Consider the following 19,029-nt stretch of genomic DNA (forward strand, 5'->3'; position numbering starts at 1 on the left):
ACGGTAGATGATGTTACGAAAGTTGAGGAAGTATATGGACGCTAATTCAGTTTTTGCGGTGGTAGACCTTGAGACAACTGGCACCAGCATGGCCGGAAAGGCTAGAATTATTCAAGTAAGCGCTAGTTTTGTTCAGCACAATCAAATTGTGGATAGTTACTCCACCTATATTAACGACCATGTTGCAATTCCAACGGAGATCACGGAACTTACAGGGATTTCTGCGCAAACAATTATGGCTGCACCCAGCTTTGATCAAGTAGCAGCGGAGCTTTATCAAAAATTGCAAGCAACTGTTTTTGTGGCGCACAATGTCAATTTTGATTTTCCTTTTTTAAATCAAGCTTTTGAACGTGCCGGATATCCACCACTCACAATTGAAGCTGTTGATACGGTTACTTTAACGCAAATTTTGTTTCCAACGCTATCTAGTTATCGTTTGCAGGATTTAAGTCGCCATTTTAAAATTGAGCACCGCAAGCCTCATTCTTCTGCTAGTGACGCAGCAGCAACCGCAGCTTTACTGCTAATCCTGATAAAAAAGATTGAGCAGCTTCCGTTGCTAACCTTACAAACGCTGGTCACAATTGGCTTAGTTTTACCCAAACAAACTATGGGTGTCTTTAAGACCGTTTTACAGAAGCACAGACAAATTGGGCCGCAAAAATTAGGTAATCAGTGGCTTAACTTAGATGGAATTATTATTCGTAAGCCCCGTCAGCAGCAACAAGCTCTCCGTAAACCACAAACCAAGTTTCCATTGACTAAAAAACAAAAAGAACGATGGTTAACACCTAAATATCAATATCGCGAGTCGCAAGCTGCCATGATGAATTTAATCTACCGTAACTATGCTGATTCAAACAAAACCGCTACCAATTTGTTGCTGGAGGCTCCAACTGGGAGTGGGAAGACGCTTGGCTACTTATTGCCGATGGCATATTTAGCTCAAAAAAATCGGCCAGTTGTCATCAGTACGCCTACGATCTTGTTGCAACAACAGTTGCAGCAAGTAAGTGAATCATTGTCGCAGACTTTTAAATTAAAGGTTAATGTTGCCCTTGTGAAGGGACGACAGCATTATTTGGATTTGAATCGGTTTGCTGACCAATTATTTTTGGATGAGAGTAATCAGCTGACGCAGTTCATTAAGGCGCAGTTGTTAGTCTGGTTAACTGAAACTATGACCGGTGATTTAGACGAATTAAATTTTAATCAAACGGCACCATTCTTAGCACAGATTAATTATCAAACCACTCCAACCGCTCAGCAACAATCGGAAGAACCATATGATTTTCTAACTAGGCAACAACAGGTTTTAGCTCGAGCGGATGTGATTATTACGAACCATTCCTATTTATGTTTACATGCAGCGCGATTGACAAAGGTATTGCAGACTAAGCCATATTTGGTAATTGATGAAGCACAGCAGTTGCCGGATGCGTTTTTGCAGACTAGAAGAGTAACCTTATCCCTAGGAACGGTGAAAAAGCAAGAAAGTAAAATTAAGCATCTAGTTGAAACATCCCACGGTGCTAATTTGATGGGACTACTCGCAAATGATCCAGATTTAGAACAAACCTTAAGCAAGTGTTTGCAGATAACTAATCAGCTAGGAATCAGTTATCAGGAATTGCTAACCTTATTTGCTAAGCAATTTCAAACCAAAAAGGATACAGGTACTTTAGCACAAGCAGTCAATTTACAATATTTTAAAGTACAACATCAAACGGCATGGCAGTCGATCATGCGAGCCACACGGCACTTAAAGCAGGAGTTAGATGTTTTTAACCATAAAATCCAAAATCGTGCTACTCGTTGGCTTCCCGCTGATTATCAACTATTTTTACAATTCAACCAAGAAGTTTCCAATTTAATTGATTTTTTAAACCAAGTTACACAAGTGGTCAAACGATCATCAGTTGCAATGCAAGCTTTTTGGCTAAGCTATCGTCCGAATGCTAGTGCAACACAGTTGCGCCTGGTTACGACCGAGTTTGCCCATGATCAAGAATTGCAAGACGATATCTATCAATATTTTGAACCAGCAGTTTTTACGGGTTCGGTCTTATTCAGTTCTAAAAAAGCGCCGTTCATCTATCGACAACTGGGGCTTGAGCGTTCAAATACTAGAATGAAACGCTTCCAAACCACCTTCAACTTAAAAAAGCAACTTAATATCATGGTGGCGCAAAAAATGCCATTACCAGCCAATGAAAATAATCCGGAGTATGTTGCTTATCTGGCTAATTCCATTCAAAAGATCTATCAAACTGCGCCAACCCCGACCCTTGTTTTGTTTAATTCGCAAGCCCTACTTGCAGCAGTGTACCAAAAATTAAATAAGCGCATTCCTGCCCAAATTTTGGCTAGCAATATTTCCGGCAGTCGAGAAAAAATTATGCGTCGCTTTAGTAGCAATCAGCATTCAATTATCCTAGGAGCCAGTTCGTTTTGGGAGGGCGTTGATTTTCCTCACAACTATCTCAAATCAGTAATTATTCCCCGGATACCGTTTGCTGCGCCCCAAAACCCATTGATGCAGGCTCATGCCGCTCAGTTAAAGGCAATTCATAAGCAGCCATTTGTGAGTTATTCACTACCACAAGCAATTCTAACCTTAAAGCAAGGAATTGGACGCGTAATTCGTAGTGAAAATGATACAGGGATTGCTACGATATTAGATGATCGCATTCTGACCAAAAAATATGGCAAGCAAATTTGGTCAGCTCTAGATGAACTGGGATCAGTGTCAGTTGGAACCATTGGTGAGATTATTGCGGCACAGCGTTACTTTTTAGCGCATAGCTGACTCAGGTTAAGTCGAGGGTGCTGGCGTTTGCTATAATAAAATGAATTTAAGAAAGCAGGGAGTATGGTATGCGAAAAGAAAGAATCCGACGACGCAAGCTGATCCATGGATTGGAACTAGCCTTATTAATTCTACTGTTATTGATTATAATAACGAGTGTCATCCTACATTTAGCACGGCGGCCATTGACCCAAGCAGAAAAAACGTCACAGGCCGTGGCACAACGTTATGCTAAGATTGACAAAAGTGATCATTTTTTTGCGGTTAATGTGGGGCGCCCCACCTACACAATTGCTGGACGTAACCAGCAAAAACAACCGATTTATGCAATTATGAGTAATAATTGGCACGCTGTTCAAATCGTTCGGCAAGCAAGCGGAATCTCTGCCACACAGGCATCACAAATTGCAAGTCATCGAACGGCTGCGACCGTTACGAATTTAGGACTAACTGTAGAGCAGAATAAGCCGGTGTGGCTGGTTTCAACTAGAAACAGGCAGGGGGCACATCAGTATGTCTATATTAACTTCTCTAAGGGAAAAGTTACTAAAGTAATTAAAAATCTTTAGCAAAGAAGGAGGCTAGCATTATGGAGCAAGAATTCGCTCACTATCTAGAGAGCGGTTCCCTAAGTATTTCTGGTTTTTTGTTGACAAATTTCAAACAACTTGGGTTGACTGCGGTGGAACTAGTCTTGGTATTAGAACTGCAATACCAGCGTCAGCAACAGGTCTTTTTCCCAAGTGCAGGAAGTTTAGCGGAAATTACAGGTTTATCTGAACAAACCGTGTATGACGAATTACATCAGTTAGTGTTAAAAAAAATCATTGCAATCACGCGTAAGCATGATCGCGATGAATATAGCTTGCGTCCCTTAAGCAAAAAGATAAGTGAGTTACTCAAGCAACAAGTAGATGTTGATGAAGTGACTACTACCTCAGCACCAGCGATTGAGAGTAGCGCTAATCAGCGGCAAACCACGGTGCAGATGATCAGTAAAGAGTTTGGAAGAATGCTTTCCCCAATTGAACTAGAGACCATTACCAGTTGGTTTGATCAAGATCACTATGGGAATGACTTAATTCAATTGGCTCTGCGGGAGGCCGTCTTAAATCAGGTCTATAATCTGCGGTACATGGATCGAATTTTATTAAATTGGCATAAAGCCAATTTACAAACGGCTGCTCAAGTGGAGCAATATCAACAGCACCGTTCTAATCGAGAAATGACCGCTAACGATGGACAACAACAGCCCCCACAGATTCCGTTATTTAAAATTGATAAAAATTAAAAAAGCTCTGTAAATTAACCGAGATGATTTCTCAGAATTTACAGAGCTTTTTAATTACTGATGCTACTGGTTAGGTTGTTGTTGTTGCTGTTGATTTGAATCAGTTTGTGGTTGAGCAGGTTGACTAGGTTGATTTTGCTGGTCTGGTTGTTGATTTGTTTGAGGCTGTTGGTTATTGTTTTGGGTTGGTTGCGATGGCTGGTTTTCGCTTGGAGTAGGGGTGTTTTGGGGTTGATCATTATTTATTGGGGTAGGAGTTTGCTCGGTTGGAGTAGCCATCCCATTCGTAGGTTCATTAGTGGTCTGATCTTGTTGCTTATTATCAGCTTGGTTGGGGACGACGGATTGGTTGTCTGCCGCTTGTTGCGACTGACTAGCAGTAGTATTAACCCGTTGGGTCTGATCAGCCCCGTGACCAACAATGTAATACTGAGTTTGCCCATTTTTCTTTGTTTTGACAACGTCGTCAGGTTTTGTCCAGTTTTCATTAGGTTGATTTTCAGATGCTCGTTCCATAACTTGTTTGTAAAATTGTTGGGCAATTTTCGTCTGTGGTTCAGAAAGATAGTGGTCTGGCTCCAGTGGTCGATCAAACCCGGTCCAAATCGAAAGGGAGAGATTTTTGGTATAACCAGTAAACCAAGAATCCATGCTTGCATTTTTAGGAACTTGGTTGAGGTAGTTATCTGGATACTGGGTTGTTCCCGTTTTACCAGCTTGATAGAGACCAGCAATATTTGCTGCTGTTCCAGACCCCTGTGGATCAGTCATGACTCCTTTAAGCATATCGGTAATCATGAAAGCTGTGGCAGGCGACATAGCTCGATGGCTCTTTGCTTTGAACTGCTTACTTTCACCAGTTGGTGTTACGATTTTATTAATTAGGTAAGGTTCGTGATAGGTTCCACCATTTGCAAATGCGGCATAGGCAGCAGCCTCTTGTTCAGAAGAGATGTAGGCTCCAATCCCATTTTGCAAATTGAGTGGTTCTTTGAAGGTCATTCCCAATCCCTTTAAAAATTCAGTGGCGCGTGGAATTCCCACATCCTGAAGGGTCCGGATGGCAGGAATATTTCGTGATTGAACTAGGGCCTGTCTCATGGTAATGGTTCCTTGATGTTTATTATCAAAATCATTCAACTGTTTATCGGTACCAGGGTACGTGAAGGGAGTGTCTTTCATCGATTGATAGGTTGGATATTTAAGATACTCAATTGCAGGACCGTAGTCCATGAGTGGTTTCATAGTTGAACCACTAGAGTGATCTGTTTGAACTGCTCGATTCAGACCAAAGAGAACGTTTTGTTTGCGACTTCCTAACATGGAAACGACTTTTCCATTTTGGGGATTTACCATGGTGGCACCAATTTGGAAATCATTGTTATTAAAAGCCAGTCCGGCATTATCGTCGTTAGCTAGTTGATACATATGTTTTTGGGTATTCATATCTAGATTGGTGTAGATTTTATTACCGGCATTGAGGTTGAAGCCCTTGGCGCGCATTTCTTGGGTTACTTGACTAATATATGCATCGGCATACTTTTCGTCTTTTTGAGTTGGAGTTTTATTGACATTGGCTTTGTCAATACCATTTTGGACGTTTTGACGTTTTGCTTGGTTAGCTTGTTTCTGACTAATGGCCTTGTTTTTAACCATTGCATCTAAAACTTGATTACGACGAATTGTTGCGTATTTAGGATTAGTAACAGGGTTATAGGCAACGGGTGCTTGTGGCAAGCCAGCTAGCAGTGCTGTTTGAGCTAAGTCTAATTGGTTAAGCGGCTTGTGGTAGAGCGTTTGGGAAATGGTTTGCATTCCATAGGAGTTATTTCCCATGTAAACTTTATTGATATAAAATTCCAAGATTTGTTGTTTGCTGTAGTCCTTGTCGACTTTGACTGCTAGCCAAGCTTCTTGGGCCTTCCGCTTCAAAGTTTGATCAGAGGCTTTAGTTGAAAAAACCGATAACTTAATTAACTGTTGGGTTAGCGTACTGCCACCTTGAAGTCCACCACTACGACCAAAGATATTGCTTACTCCCGCCTCGACAATTCGAATGGGGTCAACTCCCTTGTCTTGGTAAAAGTGGCGATCTTCGACAGAAATAATCGCATTTTTTAGATTTTCTGGGATGTCTTGATGTTTAACATAGTCACGATTTTGCATTCCTAGTCGAGAAATAACTTGCCCATTTCGATCATAGATCGTAGTGGAATTATCACTTGAAAGTGTATGGTAGGAAACGTGAGGAGCCGAAGCAGCATAATAGGTAAATAGTCCCACGCCCATTAAAAATAGTAAGAAAACAAAGAAAACAATCCACAAAAAAATATGAAGGAATGGTCGAGCCTTGCGCTTGTTTTTTTGTAGACGTGAATAGGTTTCGTCAGAACTCATTTTTTTCTCCTTTGTGAGCGGCAATGATTTTATCAACCGCATCTAAATATGGAATAACTGGATTAAACCGATAGGGAAGTGCATATCCTTTTTGCGTAATTTGTTTTTTGGGAATAGATTTTCGTCCCCCTTGGGATTGTAAATCCCAAGCTGAAAATAGGTCGGGACCGTTGAGCAAAAAAAGTTCATTGCTGGGTTTAAAACTAATTAGGGCAAAGCAGATTCCTCCCAACTGGAAGCAATCTCTTAGATGTTGAATTTGATGTGCATGAAAATTGGCTAGAGGAAACGAAGTCTTGTTAGTAGTTTCTTTAGCGTCAAAATCAATATAGTGCCCCCTGTAGATTCCATTGTAATCGGTTGTTGAGGCTGCTTGAAAATAAGCTTCTCGAATTACCGCTGCACTCCGCTTAGGATAGGATACGTCAACAATCTGTATCGGGGTTGGTTTTTTGTGAATAACGGCTTTATTACGAGCTCGATAATATTGATTACTCTCGTTAACGGCCTGTTCCAACGACATTCCCCGATCAGCGTGACTAATGCTGTCTAGCTGATTGGTGTGGCGCAGACGGGACGGACGAGGGTGATACTGATGTCCATTAGGATAATGAATTGTCACAGTAACCTCCTCAATGAATTTAATTGAATTTGAAGAGCTCTCATTAAATGTAATACAATTATAGCAATATCAACAGTGTAATTAAACTTTTATCCAGGAGATGTTATGAGTAGAGCTTGGATTACTGGCTATCGCAGCTATGAATTAGGGATTTTTAATCCAAAAGATCCTAAAGCTCAAGTGGTGTTCACGGCGTTGCAATCAGCTTTACAACAGTTGCTTGAAGCTGGGTGTACGTGGATTATTACAGGTGCTCAGTTAGGGATAGAGCAATGGACTGTTCAAATTGCTCATCAATTAAAACAACAGTATCCCCAACAATTCGAGATTGGGGTTATCCTTCCTTTTGCCGATTTTGGTACTCAGTGGAATGAAGCAAACCGCGCTCGCTTGCAAGCAACCCTTTCTAGGGCAGACTTCTCTGCTTCAGTTAGTGAACATCCGTATACGAGTCCGCAGCAATTGAAAAATTATCAACAATTTATGCTTAGTCATACCGACCAGGCGTTATTGGTATATGACACTGAACAGTTAGGAAAGCCGGAATATGATTACCAGGCAATTCTACAGTTTCGTGAGCATCAAGTATATCCATTTCAAATCATTGATTTTGATGATTTAGAAGAAACAGCAGAAAGCTTAAACCCTGATAATGATGACTTGTAAAAAAGGCTGTGTTAGAATATGATAGTTAATAAACGTAGGAGGTGGTATGATGGCTAATATAAATTTCACACCAAAAGACATTCTCCAAAAAGAATTCAAACAAAAGATGCGGGGTTATGATCCGACTGATGTTGATTCATTTTTGGATCAGGTGATTAAAGATTACGAGAGTTTTCAAAACACCATCCAGTCACAAGATCAACAGATTCAACAGCTAACCACCGAAACCCAACAGCTGACAGAGCAATTGCAGGCGAAACCAACCGTTCAGCCGCAGGCGGCTCCACAGCCAAGTTACCAGGAAGCTCCGTTAGGGAATAACGGTACGGCAACAGTTTCTTATGGGAATGCGGATGAAACTAACGTTACTAATATGGATATTTTAAAGCGGTTATCCAATTTGGAACGTCGGGTCTTTGGCGAAAATAATTAGGGTTTAATTGGTGCAGGTCCTGAGTAATCGCGGTTAGCCTACGGGCTGGCTGAGGAAAGTCCACTCTCGCACAAGCTGTGATGCTTGTAGTGTTCGTGCCCGGTGAAAAAATAAGCCGAGGGACTGTTTAACAGTTACGGCGAAAGAGGCAGCTAAGGATTTTTAATCTATGTTGTAGTATTTCCTAAGGTGCTATAGAGACGATTGATTCAAGAAATTGAATCACTGGAACGCAGTAAACCCCGCGAGCGGGAAACCCAAACTTTTGGTAGGGGAGCTTTACACACGGAAATCAGAACTAAGTGTAGGGCAAGAATCAATGATTCTTGAGATAGATGATTACTACTCAATTATTGTTCCTGATACTTTAATTGAGCACAAAACATGGCTTACAGGGGCCTGCACCAATCAGGTAGAGTGGGATTTCCCACTCTTTTTTTATAGAAAAAATGAGGATGAAATTATGCAAAAATTTAAATTAATGGCGACTTGTGCTGCTGGATTAGAAGCACTAACAGCGAATGAACTCAAGCAACTGGGCTATCAAGTTCAAACCGAAAATGGACATGTGATGTTTTCAGGCACCATTGTTGACGTAATTAAGGCCAACTTATGGTTGCGAACGGCTGATCGAGTTGAAATTGTTGTGGGATCGTTTAGTGCTACTAGTTTCACAGAGCTCTTTGATAATGTTGAAAAATTACCGTGGGAAACCTTGATTCCCTTGACAGGCGCTTTTCCAGTTGCCGGTCGGTCTCAAAAATCACAACTGCATAGTGTCCCTGATATCCAAGCAATTACTAAGAAAGCAATTGTTGCAAAGTTAAGTAATTATTATGCGCGGCACACCCGTTTGCCAGAAACCGGTGCTACGTATGCAATTGAGACTCGGTTAGTAAAAAATCAAGCGACCGTCTTATTAGATACCACTGGGGACAGTCTCTTCAAGCGTGGCTATCGAGTTGCTAAGGGAGCAGCCCCCCTCAAAGAAAATATGGCAGCGGCGCTGATACTATTAACTAATTGGCAACCAAAGACGATGCCATTTGTCGATCCAATGTGTGGTTCTGGAACGCTCCCAATCGAAGCCGCACTAATTGCTCGTAATCTTGCCCCTGGTCTTCAACGGTCATTTGCTTGTGAGGCATGGGATTGGGTTAACCCTACGTTAGTTGATCAGCTTCGTGATGAAGCTGATCAACAGGCTTATTATACCAGCGAGTTTCAAATTTTTGCTTCCGATGTAAATGGAGAAATGATTAATTATGCGAAAGTTAATGCCCAAGAGATTGGGTTGCTGCATGATATCCACTTCAAACAACTTGCGGTGCAAGATTTCCATACGGATTTACATCACGGAGTAGTTGTCTCCAACCCGCCTTACGGACAACGGCTAGGTGATCAACAACAGGCAGTTTCCTTGTATCATGATCTAGGAAAAGTGTTTATTCCGTTGACCACTTGGTCGAAGTACTTTTTAACCAGTGATTTAAATTTTGAAACGGAATACGGGATGCCGGCGACTAAACGACGAAAATTATATAATGGTCGGATTCGAACTGACTATTTCCAATTCTGGGGAAAACGAAATGAGAGTGGGGATTAAATGACCACCAAAATTGCAATTGTTGGGGCGGGAATCGTTGGAACAACAGCTGCTTACTATTTAAAACAGAATAATCCATCTAACGAAATCACTATCTTTGATGCTGGCATAGGGCAGGCGACTAAGGCAGCAGCTGGGATCATTTCACCATGGTTATCAAAAAGAAGAAATCAACGTTGGTATCATCTAGCTCGAGCGGGTGCTGTTGAATTGGCTCGTCTTAGTCAGGAGTTGCAACTGCCCCTTATTTGCTACCAAAATTGCGGAACCATCATTACTAGATCAGCACCACAAAAATTGGATGAGCTGTATGAACTTGCCCTGCAACGTCGGCACCAAGCTCCTCAAATCGGAGAAATTAAGCAGCTTTCCCAAACAGAAATCCATCGGCAACTACCATTTTTGCAAGCAGTTCCCGCTCCGGGGATTTTGATTAGCGGTGGCAGTCGGCTGGATGGAGCTCTTTTTTGTAAATTATTATTAGAAAAATTACGAGCTCAGCAGGTTGAATACCGAAAAGGTACGGCTACTCTGTTGTCCGAGCAACAACTATCGTTTAAGCAGCAGGTTTGTTCATTTGACGTTATTATCCTAGCAACTGGAGCATGGACAGCTCAGGTGCTGGAACCATTAGGAATTAAGCTCAAAGTTCATCCGCAAAAGGGTCAGCTCTTGGAGTTGCAATTACCACATTGGAGTGCTGTAAGCAGCCCAGTACTTATGCCAGAAGCAGAATTTGATCTGATTCCTGTAGAAAATGGTCGAGTTTTAGTGGGAGCAACCCATGAAGATCATGGTGAGTTTAATTTACAACCTACTGCAGCAGCTCGTGCTAAACTACTTAGGGTAGTAACTCCCTGGTTAGGAAAGATTGACCCTCTGAAGGTAAAAAACCAACGGGTTGGGACGCGTGCCTACCTGCCAGATTTTGCTCCGTGTGTTGGTAAGGTTCCACGTCATGAAAAAGTCTTAATTGGCACTGGTTTGGGTTCTTCAGGTTTAACAACCGGACCGATGGTGGGTAAATTATTAGCCGACTTGGTAGCTAACCCCGACTTGGAGCTGGGTTATTACAGCCAACCAGTTGCGAACTACCTTTGATCCACTTGATGTAGCGCTTGTTGAGCTAATTCATGAGCACCATGATTATGTGAATCTGGCAACCAGTTATTAAATACCAACTTAAATTCAGTTTGTAGGGCGATGATTTGATCGACCTGTGGCTGATAGTGCTTGGCATATTGCTTGGTGATGCTTTCTGCAACCAGTCGACTATCGGTGTAATAAGTTACGATAGCTGAGCTGCGTTCTGATGTAGTTAGCTTTTGTTTTAAGCTTGTAAAAGCAAATATACAAGCCTGAAATTCTGCGGTATGATTGCTGGTAGCAATGAAGGATGTCTTTAATTGTTTTTGCTGATGCTGAGAAACGATTATCACGCCGCCAGCTCCTTGCTGGTTACGTGGTTGGTATGCTCCGTCAGAATATAATTTAAAATACATATTAAAAACTCCAATCAAAATTAAGGTGGATTAGATTATTATGGTAACGCAAAAGAGAAAGTTTTTATATCAGCCACAACTATTAACTAGCTGTATCTACTGGAGTTGGACGTTGATAGTATTATTTGTGGGAATCATCATTTGGTTAGAGATCACTCACTTTCAAAATATCACTCTGGCATTTTTGGGACTGTTTTTATTATTATGCTGGCTACAGATTTATTTTCGTAGAATTTATATCACTAAAGATGAGATTGAAATCCATCGGGTTTTGAATCCCTTTGGAAAAAAGATTAAAATTAGTGATATTCATCATGTTTCTGCTAAACGAAATACGGTCCGATTTGAAACCGACAAAAAAACCTATACCTTGTTGTTACCAACTAATTCTGTAATTGAGTTTACTGAATTAATTGGTCGTAAATAGTTAAAAGGAAGGGCGTAGCAATGAAAACAGATGCTGAAATATCTCAAGAAGCTCGCTTAGAGCCGATTAGTAAGATCGCAGCAAAACTAAATATTCCTTCATCCGCCCAGTCTGCTTATGGAAATCAGATTGCAAAGATCAGTAATCAAGTTCCTGATCAAGAGACAAAACAAAAATTAGTCCTGGTGACGGCCACCAATCCAACTAAGGCTGGAGAGGGCAAGTCGACCGTATTAATTGGACTGGGTGATGCGCTCACAAAGCTAGGACAGCGGACGGCTATTGCTATTCGTGAACCTTCCATGGGACCGGTTTTCGGCATGAAGGGCGGGGCTGCTGGCGGTGGTTATTCCCAAATTGAACCCATGATTGAAATTAACCTTAATTTTACGGGTGATTTACATGCCATTACAGAGGCTCACAATACACTGGCAGCCTTGATCGATAACTCTATTTTTCACGGTAACCCACTCAATCTTGATCCTGATAACATTGTCTGGAATCGAGTAGAGGATGTTAATGATCGAGGATTACGTCGAATTCAGCTGCAACGAGGAAAACTGCGTGAGCAGCAACCCGCTAACAGCTCTTTTAGTATTACAGCTGCAAGTGAAATCATGGCAATTTTGTGTCTAGCTGCTAATTTAGCAGACTTAAAGCATCGGCTAGGACAGATTTTGATTGGGTATAATCAAAAGCAAGAACCAGTTCTAGTTAGCGATCTTGGGGTTCAAGATGCATTAACCATTATTTTAAAAGATGCGTTGCAACCAAACTTAGTTCAAACGCTAGCAGGAACGCCAGCAATCGTTCATGGGGGGCCGTTTGCCAATATTGCGATGGGCTGCAACAGTATTTTGGCAACGAAGTTAGGGCTTAAAACTGCTGACTATACTCTAACAGAAGCCGGCTTTGGAGCAGATTTAGGCGGACAGAAGTTCATGGATTTAGTCACGCCACAATTACAAAAGACCCCCGATGCGGTGGTAGTGGTAGCATCTGTTCGTTCCCTGAAACTAAATGGAAATCAAGCAGAATCTACTTTGGATCAAGAAAATATGCCGGCGTTGCGACAAGGGGTTGCAAACTTAGATCGGCATGTACATGCGATGGAAGCTTATGGAAAACCAGTTATCGTGGCCATTAATCAATTTTCCAGCGACACGGATGCAGAGCTTGCTCTACTTGAACAGCATTTACAAAAACGTCATGTTCCCCATGCACTTACTACTACTTTTCAAAATGGAGGTGCGGGGGCCCTTGAATTAGGCAAACTGGTTCAAAAAGCATGCGATCAAACTGCAGATTTTCATCGAACCTACCAGCCACAAGACTCATTAGAACTTAAATTAACCAAAATTGCGCAACGAAGTTACGGGGCAAGAAAGGTAACTTTTAGCGAAAGCGCTCACTCGCAGTTAATTGATATTAAACAACGAGGATGGGATAAATTACCTGTCTGCATCTCTAAAACACAGTATTCTTTAACCGATGATCCCCAAAAAATGGGGGCTCCAACTGGTTTTGAGATTCATATTACCAAGCTAGAACCTAAATTAGGCGCCGGATTCATTGTTGCACAAGCAGGTAAGATCATTACCATGCCCGGCTTACCGACCATGCCGGCCGCTAGTAACATGAAAATAACTGATCAAGGGGAAATTAGTGGATTATTCTAAACAAAAATTAGTTAAGTACGGGATTACTCTGGGTGGTAGTCTTATTTTGCTAGGAATTGATCAGTTATTGAAAGGATTTGTAAGACAATCAATTCCACTTGGAACGAGTCGATCGTTTCTTCCACCAATCTTATCGCTAACTAATCTAGCTAACACAGGGGCTGCATGGAGTTTTTTAAGTGGGCATTCCTGGGTTTTTACGCTATTAGCCGCGATTGCTTTAGTATTGTTTAGCTATTTTCTAATTACTAATCGGAATAATGCTTGGCTCTTTTGGGGGCTAAGTTTGATGTTAACTGGGACGGTTGGAAATCTTCTTGATCGATTGGTAAATGGCTTTGTGACCGATATGTTAAAACTGGAAATTTTCAACTTTCCAATTTTTAATTTAGCCGATTGTTATTTAACGCTTGGAGTTTTGTTAATTATGATCGGGATATTACGAGGAGAAGAGTAATGGATCATCGGGAAATGAAAGTTCCAGCTCAAACAGACCGCTTAGATAAACTGGTGGCGGCTGAATTTTCGGATCTAAGTCGTTCACGCGTGCAACAATTAATTGCAACCGGAGCAATTACGGTTAGTGAACAGTCACATAAAGCAAATTACCAACCCAAGCCCGGGGCAACAATTTCAATTGAGATCCCAACCCCAGAACCAATCGATGTTCAACCAGAACCGTTGCCACTTGCAATTGTTTACGAAGATGATCAAGTACTAGTAGTGGATAAGCCCCAAGGAATGGTTGTGCATCCGGCACCAGGGCATCCCAACCATACTTTGGTTAATGCAATCTTGTATCATACAAAATTACCTGGAATTAACGGTGAAATTCGACCAGGAATCGTACATCGGATTGATAAAGATACCTCTGGATTACTGATGGTTGCTAAAACCAAACAAGCGCAAGAGTCACTTTCTCAGCAGTTGCAAGCAAAAACCAATCGCAGAAAATATCTAGCACTTGTACATGGCAATCTCAAACAACCAAAGGGAACAATTGATGCACCATTAGGACGGTCCCATACAGATCGCAAAAAGCAAGCGGTGGTTACCGGAGGACGTCCAGCAGTCACTCACTTTCGGGTATTGGAGCACTTTGGTTCTGATTACACGCTAATCGAATGCCAACTAGAAACAGGAAGAACTCATCAAATAAGAGTACATTTACAGTTTATTCAGCATCCAGTAGTTGGGGATCCGGTTTATGGACCACGTAAGACAATTAGGGGTCATGGACAATTTCTGCATGCTTGCGAGTTAGGTTTTAAGCACCCCGTCACAGGCGAAGAACTAGATTTTACCAGTCCGGTACCACCAATTTTCAAAAAAACACTAACAACCCTCAGAATGCGCTACCAGCAATAAATAAGGAGATTATTATGCAAGATGAAAAAGTAGTTTTGGATAGTATGTCAATGCAACGAGCTCTAACTAGAATTACCTATGAAATTATTGAAAAAAATAAAGGTGTTGGTAATTTGATTCTAATTGGGATTAAAACCCGTGGAGTTTACCTAGCAGATCGAATTGCTAATCGACTCAAAAAATTAGAAAATACAGACGTCCCCGTGATTAAATTGGATATTACAAAATATCGTGATGATCAGCAATCAGTTGGTAAGGCTGGCAATGTCGCTGAAAATACCGTTGATATTACAAATAAGAATGTGATTTTGGTTGATGATGTTTTATACACGGGGAGAACTGTCCGGGCAGCCTTAGCAGCTATCAATGAGATTGGGCGACCAAAACGAATTAACTTAGCAGTGTTAGTAGATCGTGGTCATCGTGAACTTCCAATCAGGGCAGATTTTGTCGGGAAAAATATTCCTAGTTCAAAACAAGAAACCATTAAGGTCTTGGTCTCAGAAATTGATAATCGTGATGGAGTTGAAATTAAACAACCGTAGTTGCAAGGATTGTGGTCAGGTGAGGTGCTAGGTTGGAAAAGAGATACTTAATTTTAGACGATGGTACTTCGTTTTTAGGAGAAGGATTTGGGGATCTCTCGAATACGACGGGAGAATTAATCATTAATACTGATTTAAACGGTTATCAGGAGGCCATTACTGATCCGGTGTACCATAATCAGATTATTATGTTTACCCAACCGTCAATTGGAAATATTGGAACAAATCCGCAAAATTATGAATCAATTATCACTAGTGCGAAGGGAATCGTAGTAAATCAACGTGAAGATATTAATCAATCACCTCTGAAGGCACAAAATTTGAGTGAGTTTTTACGAGAACGACAGATTCCAGGAATTTGGAAAATTGACACTAGAGCGCTGCGACAATATGTACAAAGTCATCACGTGCAAAAGGCAAGTATTGTTAATACAAATGATGAACATGCTTTTGATCAACTAACGGCTGCAGTGCTTAGTAATCAACAAATTCAAGCCGTTGCAACCCCCAAACCTTATCTGGTGCCTGGGAGTGGAATGACCATTGTTGTTATTGATTTAGGTCTGCGGGAATCGATTATTCGTCAATTAGCAAAACTAAACTGCAACATTATTGTGGTGCCGTGGGACACCGACTTTAAGGGAATTATTAGTTTGGCTCCAGAAGGCGTTGTGATTTCATCGGGACCGGGAGCACCAGAAGAAATCGATAATACGGTGTTAGAGACGATTACCAAGCTACAACCATGCTTGCCGTTGTTTGGAATTGGTCTGGGGCACGAACTAATTGCGATTGCAAACGGCGCAACGGTTACGAAAATGGCAAGTGGGGTCCATGGTAATCACCATCCAATTCGACAAATTATCACCAATGACATTCTCTATGCGGATCAATCGCAAACATATCAAATTGAGCGCCAGTCGATTGATAATAATCGACTGATTATTACGTTCGTTGATCTAATTAATAATTCAATTCAAGGTTTGCGAAGCCGTGATTATCCAACTTTTTCGGTACAATTTTCACCAGAAGGAACCAGTGGCATTGATAGTGGTCTGGACTTATTTGCAGAATTTACCGAAAGTATCCTAGTTCGAAGGAGATTAAATAATAATGAATTCGGAATTTAAAAGGATTCTCATTCTAGGTGGCGGACCATCTAACATTGGTCATGAGGGTGAACAAGATGCGGCCGCTTATCAAGCCATTGCAGTTTGGGAGCAACTCGGTATTGATTGTTATGTCATTGATGACAACGCCTACTCGTTGCTACTAACGGAACTTCCGGTCAAACAACGAATCATTGCTAATCCAACGACTGAAAGTGTCACTAGGGTTTTAAAAGAACAGCGAATTGATGCAATTACCCCAATTTTTGGTCAAAAGAATGCTTTGAAAATTGTGCAACGTTTGGCAAGAAAGGGCGTACTTGCCGAATTAAATGTAAAGTTAGTTGGCTTACACAAAAACAATCTTGCTTTGTTTGGCACTGAAACTGCTAATCAGCAAGCCAACACCGTGATTGCTGAACGATTAATCAACAATCAGATTCCGGTAGTTTCCTCAACTTTTGTTTCTAATTTTTCTGAATTACGAGCTACGCTCACCAAACTCAATTTTCCAATTGCGATTAAAGCAGTTGATGCTCCTAAGAACCTGCAGCATCGCCACGTTTTTCAAAATATGGAAGAATTAAATAACAACGTTGAAGATCTATTCCAGCAATCTCCAGTTCACCAATTAACCCTAGCGCAATCTGTTGGTGATTATCAAGAAGTTGGAATTGTGGCGGTGCGTGATCGCCACGGTAATAAGCTCATTGTGTCTTCCTTGGAGGATTTGAATCCCATCAAAGTTAATGCGACTGACTCTGTAATTTTTGTACCTGCGCAGACTTTGACCGCTAATCAAATTCAGCAATTACGGGCGCTGACCTTTCGATTGTTAGATTGTTTAGGTATTGAAGGGGTTTGCCACATTCAGTTTGCGATTGAGCAAACAACGAAAACCCCTTATGTCTTTAAAGTAAATCCTTTTTTCAACAGTGCGACGGCTTTAGTAACGCATGCTAGTGGTTATCCCTTAGCAATGGTTGTTGCTAATATCTTGGCTAATCAGGATTTAGATGTAATGCAACTGCCGGCGACCTATCATCGACTAACGCCATTGTTACAACCTGTGTATGATCATATCACGGTTAAAATTCCAATTTGGTCATTTGACTATCTTACAATGGCAAATCCTGAATTAGGAGGGCGAGCTAAGGCAACTGGAGCAGCCATGGGCATTGGTTCGAACTTTGAAGCAGCTTTTATGCATGCTTTACGTAGTTCCCAGCCTAGTCCTAAAGACGTACTACCTAGCTATTCAGAATTAAGTGAAGATGAAATTATCCAACAATTATTGCACCCGACCGATAAACAACTGTTAATTCTATATGAAGCAATTAATCGGGGTTACTCATTGCCCGATTTGAGTGAGTTAACTAAGATTAATCCAGCACTTTTTGAGATTATGAAAAATATTTTGAATGTCATTCAATTTGTGCGTAAAAATCAACTACGTCCAGAAGCACTTGCCGAGGGAAATCGATATGGCTTTGGAAATGGAATGTTTTGTAATTTTTGGAACACTAGTAATGAATCAGTACAAAATCTACAAGAAGAATTACCTAGTCCCAAAACATATAAAATGATTGAACCTACGGCGGGAGAATTATCAGAAAGACTGCCAGCTTTTTACAGTACGTACGGTTTAAATTCAGAGGTTTCGCAATTAAGTAGTAATAGTGCGTTAATTATTGGAAAAGGTCGCAATCATTTAGGACCCAATACAGCCTCTGATACTTATACCGCAGAGATGTTAATTCAGCTCCGAAAATTAGGTATCAAAACGATTATTTTAAACAACAATCCCAACTCCGTATCACTAATTTCAGAATTGAGTGATCGCCAGTACGTGGAACCGATTCAGCTAGGAGAAATTCAGGCTATTATCGCAATTGAAAAACCCGCCTACGTATTTCTTCCCGGAAATCGCCACTATTTAATTCGAGCATTGCAGAAGATGAAGCATTCTTTTAAATTAATTATCATACCACCTGATCAGAATACTGGAGAATGGCAAGTTCCTGATGGCGAGGTGGGCGTTGATTTGTTGGTAACTAAAGCTGACGTAGTCCCCATTGCCACGGTTGGATTTCGGTGCCGAACTGATTGTAATAAGCATGGCTTGGAAGAACAAACCGACTACTACGTTCCGGCGCAAACTCCAGAACTGGCTCAGTTGACTAACACAGCAGTTGCAGCAGTCCAAAAAACCAAGTTGACCGGTCTAATCCAAGTTGTTTTTCATAAAAATAGTGCTAATAATTATAAACTCAGTGGCATTACACCACTAAGAATTACGGAAACGATTTTTTTGAACCATGCTACAGGAGTTAATTGGATTAGATTATTAATGCAGATGTATACCAGTCATTTTGACATAAGCTATGTAAGTCAAATTATTAATAGTGATCAATTTAAACTGCATCCTTTAAAAATGCAGGTCGTTTTTCCGTTTCGTGAATTAGGAATCAGTAAAGATTTACAACGCCGTAATTTCGAAATTGGAGCTTGGTTAGCGGTTGATAATGAAACAGAAACATTTTAAAAAAATACATCCAATAGTTATTAATAA

17 protein-coding genes and 1 other RNA gene are annotated in these 19,029 nt (G+C 41.0%); 15 read left to right on the plus strand and 3 right to left on the minus strand.

Translation table 11 applies throughout. The annotated features are described in order from the left end of the window. The first annotated feature begins 34 nt into the window (after window positions 1-34). The 3 genes from B808_RS02150 (at window position 35) to B808_RS02160 (ending at window position 4,103) form a co-directional block, all read left to right on the plus strand. Window positions 35-2,812: a helicase C-terminal domain-containing protein gene (locus B808_RS02150; RefSeq protein ID WP_009166488.1), complete on the plus strand. Its 2,778-nt coding sequence runs from the start codon at window positions 35-37 to the stop codon at window positions 2,810-2,812. A 68-nt stretch (window positions 2,813-2,880) separates the two neighbouring features. Next, window positions 2,881-3,381, plus strand: coding sequence for a PepSY domain-containing protein (locus B808_RS02155; RefSeq protein ID WP_009166489.1), 501 nt, complete (start codon window positions 2,881-2,883; stop codon window positions 3,379-3,381). Window positions 3,382-3,401: 20 nt separating this feature from the next. Further along, window positions 3,402-4,103, plus strand: coding sequence for a DnaD domain-containing protein (locus B808_RS02160; RefSeq protein ID WP_009166490.1), 702 nt, complete (start codon window positions 3,402-3,404; stop codon window positions 4,101-4,103). A 63-nt stretch (window positions 4,104-4,166) separates the two neighbouring features. On the opposite strand, the gene B808_RS02165 is transcribed toward B808_RS02160, so the two are convergent. Both B808_RS02165 and recU read right to left on the minus strand, forming a co-directional pair. Continuing rightward, window positions 4,167-6,500 carry a transglycosylase domain-containing protein gene (locus B808_RS02165; protein WP_035421645.1) on the minus strand — a complete coding sequence of 778 codons (2,334 nt, stop codon included), beginning with the start codon at window positions 6,498-6,500 and terminating at the stop codon, window positions 4,167-4,169. Further along, complete coding sequence (recU, locus tag B808_RS02170) at window positions 6,490-7,122, minus strand: Holliday junction resolvase RecU (protein WP_035421647.1); 633 nt, start codon at window positions 7,120-7,122, stop codon at window positions 6,490-6,492. Before recU ends, B808_RS02165 begins: the two co-directional genes overlap by 11 nt. Window positions 7,123-7,227: 105 nt before the next feature. Between recU and B808_RS02175 the strand changes: the two genes are divergently transcribed. The 5 genes from B808_RS02175 (at window position 7,228) to B808_RS02190 (ending at window position 10,928) form a co-directional block, all read left to right on the plus strand. Next, the gene (locus B808_RS02175; protein WP_009166493.1) at window positions 7,228-7,788 is read left to right on the plus strand and encodes a DUF1273 domain-containing protein; all 561 of its coding nucleotides are present in this window, start codon (window positions 7,228-7,230) and stop codon (window positions 7,786-7,788) included. A gap of 49 nt (window positions 7,789-7,837) precedes the next feature. Further along, entirely contained in the window at window positions 7,838-8,221 is a 384-nt protein-coding gene (locus B808_RS02180; protein WP_035421648.1) for a cell division regulator GpsB, read from the plus strand. Between the two features lie 15 nt (window positions 8,222-8,236). Further along, an RNA gene (gene rnpB / locus B808_RS06435) (RNase P RNA component class B) lies at window positions 8,237-8,618 on the plus strand. A 66-nt stretch (window positions 8,619-8,684) separates the two neighbouring features. Next, the gene (locus tag B808_RS02185) at window positions 8,685-9,827 is read left to right on the plus strand and encodes a THUMP domain-containing class I SAM-dependent RNA methyltransferase (RefSeq protein WP_035421649.1); all 1,143 of its coding nucleotides are present in this window, start codon (window positions 8,685-8,687) and stop codon (window positions 9,825-9,827) included. Next, window positions 9,828-10,928: an NAD(P)/FAD-dependent oxidoreductase gene (locus B808_RS02190; RefSeq protein WP_035421650.1), complete on the plus strand. Its 1,101-nt coding sequence runs from the start codon at window positions 9,828-9,830 to the stop codon at window positions 10,926-10,928. It abuts the gene before it with no gap. Here the strand turns inward: B808_RS02190 and B808_RS02195 are convergent. Further along, window positions 10,919-11,329, minus strand: coding sequence for a ribonuclease HI family protein (locus tag B808_RS02195; protein ID WP_035421651.1), 411 nt, complete (start codon window positions 11,327-11,329; stop codon window positions 10,919-10,921). The two genes, B808_RS02190 and B808_RS02195, sit on opposite strands and share 10 nt — an antisense overlap. A 40-nt stretch (window positions 11,330-11,369) precedes the next feature. On the opposite strand from B808_RS02195, the gene B808_RS02200 reads away from it, so the two are divergent. From B808_RS02200 to B808_RS02230, 7 genes are read left to right on the plus strand one after another with little or no spacing between them, the layout of a single operon-like run. Beyond that, window positions 11,370-11,756, plus strand: a complete 387-nt coding sequence (locus B808_RS02200; RefSeq protein ID WP_035421654.1) for an EbsA family protein — start codon at window positions 11,370-11,372, stop codon at window positions 11,754-11,756. Window positions 11,757-11,776: 20 nt separating this feature from the next. Further along, complete coding sequence (locus B808_RS02205; protein ID WP_009166499.1) at window positions 11,777-13,435, plus strand: formate--tetrahydrofolate ligase; 1,659 nt, start codon at window positions 11,777-11,779, stop codon at window positions 13,433-13,435. Further along, window positions 13,422-13,892 (plus strand): signal peptidase II, encoded by a 471-nt coding sequence (gene lspA / locus B808_RS02210; protein ID WP_009166500.1) that lies wholly within the window; start codon window positions 13,422-13,424, stop codon window positions 13,890-13,892. The genes B808_RS02205 and lspA overlap by 14 nt, the downstream gene beginning before the upstream one ends. Beyond that, on the plus strand, window positions 13,892-14,803 hold the full coding sequence (locus B808_RS02215; RefSeq protein ID WP_009166501.1) for an RluA family pseudouridine synthase: 912 nt from the start codon (window positions 13,892-13,894) through the stop codon (window positions 14,801-14,803). Before lspA ends, B808_RS02215 begins: the two co-directional genes overlap by 1 nt. A gap of 14 nt (window positions 14,804-14,817) precedes the next feature. Further along, the gene (pyrR, locus tag B808_RS02220; RefSeq protein WP_009166502.1) at window positions 14,818-15,348 is read left to right on the plus strand and encodes a bifunctional pyr operon transcriptional regulator/uracil phosphoribosyltransferase PyrR; all 531 of its coding nucleotides are present in this window, start codon (window positions 14,818-14,820) and stop codon (window positions 15,346-15,348) included. A gap of 32 nt (window positions 15,349-15,380) precedes the next feature. Next, the gene (locus B808_RS02225) at window positions 15,381-16,478 is read left to right on the plus strand and encodes a carbamoyl phosphate synthase small subunit (protein WP_009166503.1); all 1,098 of its coding nucleotides are present in this window, start codon (window positions 15,381-15,383) and stop codon (window positions 16,476-16,478) included. Continuing rightward, a complete protein-coding gene (locus B808_RS02230; RefSeq protein ID WP_035421659.1) occupies window positions 16,462-19,002 on the plus strand; it encodes a carbamoyl phosphate synthase preATP-grasp domain-containing protein in 2,541 nt (846 codons plus the stop codon). The genes B808_RS02225 and B808_RS02230 overlap by 17 nt, the downstream gene beginning before the upstream one ends. The last annotated feature ends 27 nt before the right edge of the window (window positions 19,003-19,029 follow it).

The sequence above is a fragment of the Fructilactobacillus florum 8D genome (genome assembly GCF_000512295.1).
Taxonomy (GTDB): domain Bacteria; phylum Bacillota; class Bacilli; order Lactobacillales; family Lactobacillaceae; genus Fructilactobacillus; species Fructilactobacillus florum.

Bases quoted from the DNA above. Each gene is read 5' to 3' on its own strand.
- B808_RS02150 (WP_009166488.1), top strand. From the start codon at position 35: ATGGACGCTAATTCAGTTTTTGCGGTGGTAGACCTTGAGACAACTGGC.
- B808_RS02155 (WP_009166489.1), top strand. From the start codon at position 2,881: ATGCGAAAAGAAAGAATCCGACGACGCAAGCTGATCCATGGATTGGAA.
- B808_RS02160 (WP_009166490.1), top strand. From the start codon at position 3,402: ATGGAGCAAGAATTCGCTCACTATCTAGAGAGCGGTTCCCTAAGTATT.
- B808_RS02165 (WP_035421645.1), bottom strand. From the start codon at position 6,500: ATGAGTTCTGACGAAACCTATTCACGTCTACAAAAAAACAAGCGCAAG.
- B808_RS02175 (WP_009166493.1), top strand. From the start codon at position 7,228: ATGAGTAGAGCTTGGATTACTGGCTATCGCAGCTATGAATTAGGGATT.
- B808_RS02180 (WP_035421648.1), top strand. From the start codon at position 7,838: ATGGCTAATATAAATTTCACACCAAAAGACATTCTCCAAAAAGAATTC.
- B808_RS02185 (WP_035421649.1), top strand. From the start codon at position 8,685: ATGCAAAAATTTAAATTAATGGCGACTTGTGCTGCTGGATTAGAAGCA.
- B808_RS02190 (WP_035421650.1), top strand. From the start codon at position 9,828: ATGACCACCAAAATTGCAATTGTTGGGGCGGGAATCGTTGGAACAACA.
- B808_RS02195 (WP_035421651.1), bottom strand. From the start codon at position 11,329: ATGTATTTTAAATTATATTCTGACGGAGCATACCAACCACGTAACCAG.
- B808_RS02200 (WP_035421654.1), top strand. From the start codon at position 11,370: ATGGTAACGCAAAAGAGAAAGTTTTTATATCAGCCACAACTATTAACT.
- B808_RS02205 (WP_009166499.1), top strand. From the start codon at position 11,777: ATGAAAACAGATGCTGAAATATCTCAAGAAGCTCGCTTAGAGCCGATT.
- B808_RS02215 (WP_009166501.1), top strand. From the start codon at position 13,892: ATGGATCATCGGGAAATGAAAGTTCCAGCTCAAACAGACCGCTTAGAT.
- pyrR (WP_009166502.1), top strand. From the start codon at position 14,818: ATGCAAGATGAAAAAGTAGTTTTGGATAGTATGTCAATGCAACGAGCT.
- B808_RS02230 (WP_035421659.1), top strand. From the start codon at position 16,462: ATGAATTCGGAATTTAAAAGGATTCTCATTCTAGGTGGCGGACCATCT.